Below are 12,156 nucleotides of genomic sequence, written 5' to 3' on the forward strand. Positions count from 1 at the left end.
ACAACTAACTCGCAATGAATTAGTTGGCTAATTTTATACTATTTCTTGAATATCCCTAATTAACAGTTTATTAACATTACAAATATAGACGTTTTATCTTTCCACAAAACACAAGACATGACTTACAAAACATTTGATACATCACTTAGAAACATCAGAAACACCCTGACGGCATCCGATGCAACAAGAGAAGCATTGGTTTGCCCGACAAAAAGGTTATATTTGCATGAGAAACAGTAACCCTATAAACATCTGGTATAATGAAAAATAAAAAAGCCATACTGAAACTGCTTTTCCTGTTGCCGCTTTCTGTCCTTGGACAGACAAAACCGAGTCTGACCTTATGGTATGACGAACCAGCCGCACAATGGGAAGAAACATTGCCGCTAGGAAACGGAAGACTTGGAATGATGCCTGACGGTGGAATTGAACGGGAACATATCGTATTGAACGAAATCAGTATGTGGAGCGGATCGGAAGCCGATTACAGAAATCCCAAAGCAGCCGAAAGCCTTCCTGCCATCAGGCAACTCCTCCTCGAAGGAAAGAACAAAGAGGCGCAAGAACTGATGTACACCAGTTTTGTCCCTGTAAAACCGGAAAAAGGAGGGACCTACGGAGCCTTCCAAATGCTAGCCGACATGTTTATCGATTACACATATACTGTACCGGATGATTCGGTCAAGAACTATAAACGATGGCTTGATCTGGAAGAAAGCGTAGCCTATACAGCATTCACTAAAGGAAAGGTCCGGTTTACCCGCGAATATTTCGTTTCCCGAAACAAGGATGTCATCGCAATTCTGCTGGATTCTGACCGTCCGGAAGCACTCAGTTTCCGCATCACATTAAGCCGCCCGGAAAGAGGGAAAGTCAAGAAGCAGAACGAAGGAGAACTTGAGATAGCCGGAATGCTCGACAGCGGAAATCCCGGGCAAGACGGCATATGCTATGCTGCATTCGCGAAAGTCATACCATGCGGCACACAAAGCCAAATGCAGACCCACAGCAACGGGACGATAGAGGTACGGTCAGCAGACAAGGCATGGATTATTGTATCTGCCGCCACCTCTTATCTTGCCGGAAATATCTACAGGACAGAGGCTCAGCGCCTGCTGAATGATGCAACACCCCCCAACTCCCTGATGCATATAAAAGAAGAAGCAGTCAAAAGCTACCGCAAACTTTTCACAAGGGCGGGAATAACATTACCGGAGAACAAACATTGTGCAGGACTCCCTACCGACAAACGTCTGGAAGCCTTCCAGCAGCAGGATGACCCTTCACTCGCAGCCCTCTATTACAACTACGGAAGATACTTGCTTATCAGCAGCACACGGCCCGGCAGCCTTCCGCCGAACTTGCAGGGACTATGGGCCAACGAACCGGGAACACCGTGGAACGGGGATTACCACACAAACATCAACATCCAGATGAATCACTGGCCCATAGAGCCAGGCAACCTTGCTGAACTGTACCAGCCGCTTATTGACCTGGTCAAACGGCTGGTTCCAAGCGGGGAAGAAAGTGCAAAGGCGTTCTACGGACCGGATGCAAAAGGCTGGGTGCTCCACATGATGACCAACGTATGGAATTATACCGCTCCGGGCGAACATCCCTCATGGGGAGCTACCAACACCGGAGGCGCATGGCTTTGCGCCCACCTTTGGGAGCATTACCTATACAACGGCGACAAACAATATCTTGCCGACATCTATCCGATATTGAAGGGTGCATCAGAATTTTTCCATTCGACCATGATACGTGAGCCGGAACATGGCTGGCTGGTGACAGCACCCACATCATCTCCGGAAAATGAGTTCTACGCATCAAAAAACGACCGTACCCCAATCAGCGTCTGCATGGGACCTACCATGGACATCCAACTGGTGAGAGAACTGTATTCCAATGTCATAGAGGCAGCTAACATCCTGCAAACGGATTCCGTCTATGCTTCAGATTTGCAAAAAGCAATCGACCAGCTCCCCCCACATCAAATCAGCTCCAAAGGCTATCTGATGGAATGGCTGAAAGATTACGAAGAAGTCGACATGCACCATCGTCATGTATCACATTTATACGGACTTCACCCGGGCAACCAGATATCGCCGGTCAAGACTCCCAAATTGGCGGAAGCCTGCAAACAGACACTGGAAAGACGGGGTGATGGCGGAACCGGATGGAGCCGGGCCTGGAAAATCAATTTCTGGGCACGTCTGGGAGATGGCAACCGGGCCTATACTTTATTCCGGAATTTACTTTATCCGGCTTATACACATGCAAACCCGACGCAACACGGAAGCGGTACTTTCCCGAACCTGTTCTGTTCGCATCCGCCATTCCAGATAGACGGGAACTGGGGAGGAACGTCAGGAATAAGCGAGATGCTGATTCAAAGTCAGGACGGATTTATCAGTCTGCTGCCGGCGCTTCCGGATTCATGGGACGAAGGACGTTTCTACGGATTCAAAGTGCGGGGAGGAGCAACTATCAGTGTTGAATGGACAGACGGAAAGCCGCAGAAAGTGGAACTTGTCGGGGGATGGAATCCTTGCCTAAAGCTGAAGACACCCGCAAACGCACAAAGAACATTATATAACGGAAAAGAAATCAACACTGAAGAATACATAAAAATGACCTTGAAAAAGGATGAAAAGGTGATTCTGACATTTCATTATTAAAGCGAATGCCCAATCTGCACATAAATTGTTAAGAAAGTATCAGACTAGCCTTCAGATTCCTCTTACATTTGTAAAAAATCAACCAAAATAAAAACAGATTTCATGAAAAACATTTCAAAACTAGCACTGGCATCCATGATATGCACAAGCTCTTTACTGCAGACGGGCTGCCAACAGAAAACGTCCGGGTCCGCCATTCCTTCTGATCCGGCAATTGAAGAAAACATCCAGCAATGGCTGAAGAAAATGACGCTGGAGGAGAAAATCGGACAAATGTGTCAAATCACCATTGATGTGGTAACCGACTTTGAGGCAAGCCAGAAAAACGGCTTTACTCTTGACAAGGAAAAACTGGATACAGTAATCGGAAAATATAAAGTAGGGTCCTTGCTGAACGTGCCGTTAAGCATTGCACAAAAGAAAGAAAAATGGGCGGAAGCGATCAAACAGATACAGGAGTTATCAATGAAAGAAATCGGCATTCCATGCATTTATGGCGTAGATCAGATACACGGAACAACCTACACGCTTGACGGAACAATGTTTCCCCAAGGAATAAACATGGCGGCAACTTTCAACCGTGACCTCGCGAAACGAAGCGCAGAAATATCTGCATACGAAACCAAAGCGTGCAATATCCCTTGGAACTTTGCACCTGTAGTCGACTTGGGAAGGGATCCGCGCTGGTCGCGCATGTGGGAAAACTACGGAGAAGACAGCTACGTAAACACGGAAATGGGCAAGGCTGCCGTAGCCGGATTTCAGGGAGAAGACCCCAACCACATCGGGAAATACAATGTAGCAGCCTGCATGAAGCACTATATGGGATACGGAGTTCCGATATCGGGCAAAGACCGTACTCCATCGTCCATCTCACGCAGTGACATGCGCGAAAAACATTTCGCCCCCTTCCTTGCAGCCGTACGGAACGGTGCGCTGAGTGTAATGGTCAACTCAAGCGTAGACAACGGAATGCCATTCCACGCAAACAAAGAACTGCTGACCCAATGGCTGAAAGAGGACTTGAATTGGGACGGACTTATCGTAACCGACTGGGCAGACATAAATAACCTGTGTGTCCGCGACCACATCGCCGCAACGAAAAAGGAGGCTATCAAGATTGCTATCAATGCCGGAATCGACATGTCAATGGTTCCATACGAAGTAAGTTTCTGCGATTATCTCAAAGAGCTTGTAGACGAAGGAGAAGTTCCGATGAGCCGTATCGACGATGCCGTAGCACGCGTATTGCGGCTGAAATACCGGCTCGGGCTGTTCGACAAACCTTACTGGAGCGTAGAAGAATACAGCAAGTTCGGTTCGGAAGAATTCGCCAAAGTTGCCCTGCAGTGTGCGGAAGAGTCGGAAGTGCTGGTAAAGAACGAAAACAACGTGCTTCCCCTCGCCAAAGGAAAGAAGATTCTGCTTACAGGACCTAACGCCAACTCAATGCGCTGCCTCAACGGAGGATGGTCATACAGCTGGCAAGGGCATCGAGCTGACGAATGTGCGCAAGCTTACAATACAATCTACGAATCACTGTGCAATAAATACGGAAAAGAAAACATCATCTATGAACCGGGAGTGACATACGCACCCTACAAGAACGACAACTGGTGGGAAGAAAACAAACCGGAAATAAGCAAAGCGGTTGCAGCTGCCGGAAGAGCGGATGTTATCGTTGCCTGTGTCGGCGAGAACTCCTACTGTGAAACTCCGGGTAACCTGACCGATCTCAATATGTCGTCAAACCAACAGGAACTGGTGAAAGCACTGGCAAAAACCGGAAAACCTATTGTTCTGATACTCAACCAGGGACGTCCGCGCCTCATCAAAGATATTGAACCGCTGGCAAAAGCCATCGTCAATATCATGCTGCCAAGCAATTACGGAGGTGACGCACTGGCCAACCTGCTTGCAGGTGACAGCAATTTCAGCGGAAAGATGCCGTTCACTTATCCGAAACACATCAATGCACTGGCCACTTATGACTACAAGCCGTGCGAAAATATCGGACAAATGGGCGGAAACTACAACTATGATTCGGTAATGGATATCCAATGGCCGTTCGGTTACGGGCTGAGCTATACCACCTACCAGTACAAAAACCTGAAGCTGGACAAGACGGCTTTCACGGCAGATGACGAGCTGACATTCACGGTTGATATAACCAATACAGGCAAGATGGCTGGAAAAGAAAGCGTACTCCTATTCTCGAAAGATCTGGTGGCAAGCAGCACACCTGACAACATCCGGCTGCGCAATTTCGACAAAATAGCATTGGAACCGGGAGAAACAAAAACGGTTACACTGAAACTGAAAGGAAGCGACATGGCATTTGTCGGATATGACGGCAAATGGATACTGGAGAAAGGGGACTTCAAGTTCAAATGCGGTGACCAATGGATTGACGCACAATGCAGCCAAACCAAAGTCTGGGAAACGCCGAACAAATAAATGGAACACCTCTAACCGGAATGCAGGAATACGGAGAAATGAAGCAGATTCACTCCGTGTTCCTGCATTCTTCATCCAATATCAATCCTATTCAGACCTTGAAAGAAGTCAACAAAACAGAACAACCACTCATCCCAAAAGTCACGCATGAAAAACTTATTCCACTTATTCTTTTTTTTCGCCTGCATAGCCTGCCATGCACAAGGATACCAGAATCCTGTTATCCGAGGTTTTCATCCCGACCCCAGCATCTGCCGGGCTGGCAGCGACTATTATCTCGTGACCAGTTCGTTCGAATACTTCCCCGGAGTTCCTCTTTTCCATAGCCGGGACCTTGTGAACTGGGAACAGATCGGGCATGTGCTCACCAGAGAATCACAACTGAAGATAAAGGGAGGAAATATCTGGGGAGGTATTTACGCTCCTACCATCCGATACAACGACAGCATCTACTACATGATTACCACCAACAATTCGGACAAAGGAAACTTCCTGGTATATACTGACAACCCGCGCGGAGAATGGTCGGATCCTGTATGGATCAGCCAAAAGGGGATTGACCCTTCCCTCTATTTCGAAGAGGGACACTGCTACATGGTGAGCAATCCCGAGAATGCTATCTGGCTGTGCGAAATCGACCCGAAAACGGGAAAGCAACTTACTGAATCAAAACGCATCTGGGAAGGAACCGGAGGCCGTTACCCTGAGGGTCCGCACATCTACAAACGCGAAGGATGGTACTACCTGATGATCAGCGAAGGAGGTACGGAGTACGGACATAAAGTAACCATAGCCCGCAGCCGGAACATCGAAGGGCCTTACGAAAGCAATCCTGCCAATCCTATTCTGACACATATCAACAAAAATGCACAGGACAACCCCATACAAGGGGTCGGACATGCTGATATGATACAGGCACACGACGGCTCGTGGTGGCTGGTGTGTCTTGGGTTCCGCACGCAAAGCGGACAACACCATGTATTGGGAAGGGAAACTTTTCTTGCGCCTGTCTGCTGGAACAAGAACGGGTGGCCGGAAGTAAACGGGAACGGCACCGTCAGTCTGGACATGAAAAACACAAAGACACTTCCGCAAGTCAAATTGAAAGACACTTCCGACCAGAACTTCAATGGCTCCCGGCTGGGAGTGGAATGGAACTGGACAGGTAATCCCATAAAAGAGAACTATTCGCTTACTGAAAGAAAGGGATTCCTCCGCATAAGGGGAAGCGCCAACAAACTGGATGATTTCAACTGCTCTCCTTCTTTCATCGGGCGCAGACAGGAGGACATTGATTTTCAGGCTACGACAAAAATGCAAAAAGAAGGAAACGGCAATGCGGGAATCACCGCATACCTGTGTCCCTCCGCACATTACGACCTGCTCATCTCAGGCAACAAACTGAAAATCAGATACCGGATGGGGATGCTCCTTCATGAGAAAGAGATCTGCAAGATTCCGGAAGGAACCGTCCATTTAAGAATTGAGGCCAATGCGGATGTATACACCTTCTTATACTCACCCGACGGAATCCACTACACGGAAGCCGGACAGATGGACACACGCTACCTCAGCTCCGAAACAAACGGGGGATTTACAGGTGTCTATCTGGGCCTGTTCGCTGAAGGAAAAGGACATGCCGATTTCGATTGGTTTGAATATATGCCTCTCTGCCAGTGACGGACACCGGAAAACTCTGTCCCGGCATCCAGAGGAACAGTCTGCATCGGAAAAACAAAAGGTGCTGCCGGGACACGAAGTTTCCTCCAGATCTTCGCTACTTTCCACAGATTTTCATAACTTTGCATTCAGAATGACTATTAAAAACAAAATGAGTTATGATACAATCAATGACCGGATACGGAAAAGCGACCGCAACATTCGGTGATAAAAAAATCAACGTCGAAATCAAATCGCTCAACAGCAAGGCTATGGACCTGTCTACTCGAATCGCTCCTCTTTACCGCGAAAAGGAAATGGAGATCAGAAACTTGATTTCAAAGGTTCTGGAACGGGGAAAAGTAGACTTCAGCATCTGGATTGAAAAAGACGCGGCTGAAACCGCCACTCCTATCAATACCGCTCTGGTTGAGAACTATTATAACCAAATCCGGACAATATCCGAGAATTGCCGTATCCCGCTGCCTCAGGACTGGTTTGCCACACTGCTGCGCATGCCTGACGTGCTCACTAAGGTAGAAGCACAAGAACTGGAGGAAGAAGAATGGACGGTAGTGCGGAAAACCGTTGAAGAAGCATTGCAACGGCTCGTTGACTTCAGAAAGCAAGAGGGCGAAGCTCTTGAAATGAAATTCAACGAAAAGCTGGACAATATCGAACGGCTTCTGGAATCTATCGAACCTTTTGAAAAAGAACGGGTTGCGAAAATAAAAGAGCGGATAACCGATGCGCTGGAACGGATTCTCGACACGGACTATGACAAGAACCGTCTGGAACAGGAACTGATCTACTATATCGAGAAGCTCGACATCAACGAGGAAAAGCAAAGACTGGCCAACCACCTGAGATACTTCAGAGAAACAATGGCGAGCGGACACGGACAAGGAAAGAAACTGGGATTCATCGCCCAGGAAATGGGACGTGAAATCAACACCACGGGAAGCAAGTCGAACCATGCGCAGATGCAGAACATCGTGGTGCAGATGAAAGACGAACTTGAACAGATAAAGGAACAGGTACTTAACGTAATGTAAAATTCAACGGCTACATTTTATGAGCAAACTGATCATATTTTCGGCTCCTTCCGGATCCGGCAAGTCAACCATCATCAACTATCTGCTGAAGCAGAACCTGAATCTGGCTTTTTCAATCTCGGCAACCAGCCGTCCTCCCAGAGGAACAGAGCAGAACGGAGTGGAATATTTTTTCCTTTCACCCGAAGAGTTCAGACAACGCATTGCAAACGACGAGTTTCTGGAATATGAAGAGGTGTACAAAGACAGATTCTATGGAACGCTCAAATCGCAGGTGGAAAAACAGCTCGAAGCTGGACAGAATGTGATTTTTGACGTGGACGTTGTGGGCGGATGCAACATCAAGCGATTCTACGGCAACCGTGCGCTTTCGGTATTTATCCAGCCGCCTTCGATTGAAGAATTGCGCAAGCGTCTGACAGGCAGGGGAACAGATTCGGCAGAAGTCATAGAAAGCCGGATCGCCAAGGCTCAGTTCGAGCTGGACTATGCAGACAAATTCGATGTACGCATCATAAACGACAATCTTGAGAAAGCGGAAGCAGAAGCCTTGAAAGTCATTACCGAATTTATAAACAGAAAATAAACAGAAATGATGAAAATAAAGAATCCGCAGAAGACGATGTTCATGCTCACCATCCTCTGCATCGTTATCGGGCTTGCAGCCATCGCAGTAGGAATTGTGGCCGTCTATAAGAAAGAATACATCATTGCCGCGGCCATGCTGCTGGTGGCTGTCTGGCAAATATTCAATTTTCGCCAATGGAGAAAGGCTATAAAATAAAGACTGGCATATTCGGAGGAACATTCAACCCGATACATATCGGACACCTGGCACTGGCAAATTATCTGTGCGAATTCGGAGAAGTTGACGAAGTATGGTTTATGGTAACTCCGCAAAATCCGTTCAAGCGGAACGAAACATTGCTTGACGATTGGATGCGCCTGGAGATGGTAGAGGCAGCAGTAAAGGATTATCCGCATTTCTCTGCCTCTGACTTCGAGTTCCAGCTTCCCAAGCCTTCCTACACCGTGACAACGCTGAACAGACTGGCAGAGGTCTATCCCGAAAGGGAATTTCATCTGATTATCGGAGCAGACAATTGGGCATCCTTTGACCGATGGAAGTCGCCGGAAGAAATTATCCGGAAGCATCATGTGCTGATTTACCCGCGCAAAGGATATCCTCTCGACCCGGAAAGCCTACCTCCTCAGGCACGCATGGTTGAAACACCGCTGCTGGAGATAAGCTCCACCTTCATCCGCAATGCCATCCATCAGGGAAAAGACGTCCGCTATTTTCTTCACCCGGAAGTCTGCCGGATCATAAAGAAAAGAAATCTATATACAAAATAAGGGCATGTCCTGAGGCACGCTACCACAAAAGGCTTCACCCAAGAAAACAGCTACTCCCCAAACGGGAATGGCTGTTTCTTTCAAAAACAAGGCCATTAGTGTCCACTAAAAAGGGATATTCAGTAAATGTCCCTAAAAAGTAAGATGGCATATAAAGTCGATAGAGTATAATCACTTTATATGCCATTATTATTGCCCTTTTTCTGTGTTTTTTCATATAATCCTATCTGTTGGACATGATGTTCCGGAAGAAGTCTGATGACCTCTTCTGCTCCTGTCTGTAAAATCATGTCATGCCGCTTTAGCTGTTCTGCTCGTGACCTTGTCTATCATCAGTACGGCATTTGCCGTATGTATTCCGAAGAAAATCCAAAGGATTTCAGTCTTCCTGTTCCTGGCCTTTATTCTTGCGAGTGAGTAGTGTTGCTTTTGAGTGCCGAAGCTTCCTTCAAGCCGGGTGGCCCTTTCTTTGGAGAGTTCACTTCTGAGAACCTTTCTCAAGGGTTCATCCTTTGCCGCCCTTCCCTTGCGTACAAAGGAAGTGGATATACCATATTTTGTACAGAACCTTCTATTTGCATTGTTGGCATATATGGAATCTCCAGCCGCACATCTAACCCTGACATTCATGAGTTTCTGTTGCATACGGATACAGTCCTTCAGCCGTATTCCCTCATTGAATGCCTTGAACGAGAGGTGTTCGATAAACGATATACCGTCTATCTGTATGTTGTTAACCTTTGCACCGAATTCAACAGACTTTGTTTCCTTGCCTCTTACGATAGGACGTACGTAATGACGGTCGATGCTGACGATGCGGTCATTGACCTTCCTGCCTTCAAACAGTTCCTTCTCCTGTACAAGAACCTTTCTGATTATGGAAAGGCGTTTCTGATAATCCTGTGTATATCTGAGTGATCTCCCGTACTCCTTATGAATCTCATCCCTCTGTACGATGAGCTTTTCAAGGAGTCTGATCATACGGCGCCTGAGCATCCGTGTTCTTGAGGCTTTCCTCTTTCTTTTCTTGCAGTATGAAAGATAGGACTCTGACACATCCGCATATTTGTTACGGGGACGCCTTATCCCAAGATCCATACAATGCCGGCAGATATGCCTGTAAAGCCATTCAATACTTTCCCAAAGCAGTTTCATGTCTGTAGGAAAACGCATGTGACTTCCATAACACGTGGCATCAGTCATGCACACGTGAAGGTTCTCAAGATATGGTTTCCAGTGGGAGGCCAGTATCTCCTGAAGGGAGTCAATATCAAGACGGGATGCTATCTCATTGCGGATGGCACTGACTATCTTGTAGTTGGTTATGGGAAAGGCCGGATCTGTCATGATTCCGCAGAACATCTGGTAGTGGAGGTTGCCGTTGAGATGTTCCACCAGCTGTCTGTCGGAGAATCCGGTGTAGGCTTTCAGGACCATAAGGGCAATCTTTGCCGAAGGGCTAAAAATGTTCCTGCGTCCAAGACGATGTTCTGACAAGCCTATGGCTTTTGCCATACGGTCAAACGGGAAAACTGAGTGAAGCCTGCCCAGTTCACTCTCATGAAAACTCTTGCGATATTTTTCCAGAACATCAAATTCTGTAAAGTCCAAAGTGGGCTGTATTTCCGAAATATTTTGTATCTTAGCCATATCTTTGTTGGGGGATTTCCCCCGTTTTGGCTGCCAAACCTTATTTTCGGGGGAATATCTAAAGATACAAAAAAGCCAACTAATTCGCAATACATTGTGTATGAATTAGTTGGCTAATTTTATTATATTTACTGAATATCACTAAAAAATCATAGAAATTCTTTGAAATTATTGAAATTCAATTTGTTATAGGCAATTTTAGATTTCCGAAACTTGAATTTAACTTTGCGGTCAAAATCAGACCGTTATGTTTAAAGACGAGTACGTTTTCTCTCAATTAGTTAAATTCCTTGATTACGAGAAATTCAAATACATTGTGAAGAAATACAATGGCAACAAGTATATCAAAAGCTATACCTGTTGGAATCAGTTGCTTACGATGATCTTCGGTCAGCTTTCCAATCGGGAGAGCCTCCGGAATCTGGTTGTGGCTATGGAAGCACACGCTGGGAAACTCTACCATCTCGGAATCGGGAAGTCTGTAACGCGGAGCAATCTCAGCAAGGCCAATGAGCAACGTAACTGCCGCATATTCGAAGAGTATGCAACATTCATGATTGCCGAGGCCCGCAAGCGTAGAATCAATAAAATATTCGAACTTGACGGTCATGTTTACGCATTTGACTCTACAACGGTTGATTTGTGTCTGTCGGTGTTTGAATGGGCTAAATTTCGCAAACATAAAGGCGGAATAAAGTTGCATACGCTCTATGATGTTGAAGCGGAAGTACCTGCATTTGTGCACATTACACCTGCCAACATTCACGATTCAAAGGCTATGCCTGAGATACCGTACGAATCTGGAGCGCACTACATATTCGACCGCGGATATAACGATTTCAGCAACCTTAATACGATAAGTCGTATAGGTGCTTTCTTCGTTGTACGAGCCAAAACAAATGTACGGATCAAGCCTAAAACCTGGAAACGAAGATGCCGGAAGGTGTAGTTTCGGATGTAATCGGGTGCTTTACGGTTTATAAAAGTTCTAAGGATTATCCCGAGGAACTTAGAAAACTCATCGTTGAGAATCCTGAAGACGGTACACGATATATCTTCCTGACAAACAGTCTTGACGCATCTGCGGAGTTGATATCATCGCTTTATCGAAACAGATGGAGTGTTGAACTGTTCTTCAAATGGATAAAACAACACCTCAGGATTAAGAAGTTCTGGGGAACATCGGAAAACGCAGTACGCATACAAATCTATTGTGCGATAATTACTTACAGTTTGGCAGCAATAGTCCGACACGATATGAGATTAGAACGCAGCGTCTATGAAGTTCTCCAAATTCC

The 12,156-nt window shown here is 46.5% G+C and carries 10 protein-coding genes; 9 read left to right on the plus strand and 1 reads right to left on the minus strand.

Annotation, left to right across the window (positions count from 1 at the left end; all coding sequences use genetic code 11):
* The first annotated feature begins 260 nt into the window (after positions 1–260).
* The 7 genes from QUW60_RS14710 (at position 261) to nadD (ending at position 9,208) form a co-directional block, all read left to right on the plus strand.
* Entirely contained in the window at positions 261–2,681 is a 2,421-nt protein-coding gene (locus tag QUW60_RS14710; RefSeq protein WP_289561433.1) for a glycoside hydrolase family 95 protein, read from the plus strand.
* 102 nt (positions 2,682–2,783) lie between these two features.
* Positions 2,784–5,138 (plus strand): glycoside hydrolase family 3 N-terminal domain-containing protein, encoded by a 2,355-nt coding sequence (locus tag QUW60_RS14715; RefSeq protein WP_289561435.1) that lies wholly within the window; start codon positions 2,784–2,786, stop codon positions 5,136–5,138.
* 147 nt (positions 5,139–5,285) lie between these two features.
* Positions 5,286–6,818, plus strand: coding sequence for a glycoside hydrolase family 43 protein (locus QUW60_RS14720; RefSeq protein WP_258339375.1), 1,533 nt, complete (start codon positions 5,286–5,288; stop codon positions 6,816–6,818).
* Between the two features lie 158 nt (positions 6,819–6,976).
* Entirely contained in the window at positions 6,977–7,852 is an 876-nt protein-coding gene (locus QUW60_RS14725; RefSeq protein ID WP_258339376.1) for a YicC/YloC family endoribonuclease, read from the plus strand.
* Positions 7,853–7,871: 19 nt separating this feature from the next.
* Complete coding sequence (gmk, locus tag QUW60_RS14730; protein ID WP_258339377.1) at positions 7,872–8,438, plus strand: guanylate kinase; 567 nt, start codon at positions 7,872–7,874, stop codon at positions 8,436–8,438.
* Between the two features lie 6 nt (positions 8,439–8,444).
* Entirely contained in the window at positions 8,445–8,636 is a 192-nt protein-coding gene (locus QUW60_RS14735; RefSeq protein ID WP_258339378.1) for a hypothetical protein, read from the plus strand.
* Entirely contained in the window at positions 8,615–9,208 is a 594-nt protein-coding gene (nadD, locus tag QUW60_RS14740) for a nicotinate (nicotinamide) nucleotide adenylyltransferase (RefSeq protein WP_289561436.1), read from the plus strand. Before QUW60_RS14735 ends, nadD begins: the two co-directional genes overlap by 22 nt.
* A 291-nt stretch (positions 9,209–9,499) precedes the next feature.
* Here nadD and QUW60_RS14745 read toward each other — a convergent pair whose 3' ends face one another.
* The gene (locus tag QUW60_RS14745) at positions 9,500–10,858 is read right to left on the minus strand and encodes a transposase (protein WP_289561437.1); all 1,359 of its coding nucleotides are present in this window, start codon (positions 10,856–10,858) and stop codon (positions 9,500–9,502) included.
* 247 nt (positions 10,859–11,105) lie between these two features.
* On the opposite strand from QUW60_RS14745, the gene QUW60_RS14750 reads away from it, so the two are divergent.
* Both QUW60_RS14750 and QUW60_RS14755 read left to right on the plus strand, forming a co-directional pair.
* Positions 11,106–11,807 (plus strand): IS4 family transposase, encoded by a 702-nt coding sequence (locus QUW60_RS14750; RefSeq protein ID WP_258339446.1) that lies wholly within the window; start codon positions 11,106–11,108, stop codon positions 11,805–11,807.
* The coding region (locus QUW60_RS14755; protein WP_289561439.1) for a transposase at positions 11,792–12,156 on the plus strand (365 nt) is incomplete at its 3' end. The genes QUW60_RS14750 and QUW60_RS14755, both read left to right, overlap by 16 nt.

Origin of the sequence: Bacteroides gallinaceum (assembly GCF_030373775.1) — a bacterium.
In the GTDB taxonomy this organism is placed as follows: domain Bacteria; phylum Bacteroidota; class Bacteroidia; order Bacteroidales; family Bacteroidaceae; genus Phocaeicola; species Phocaeicola excrementipullorum.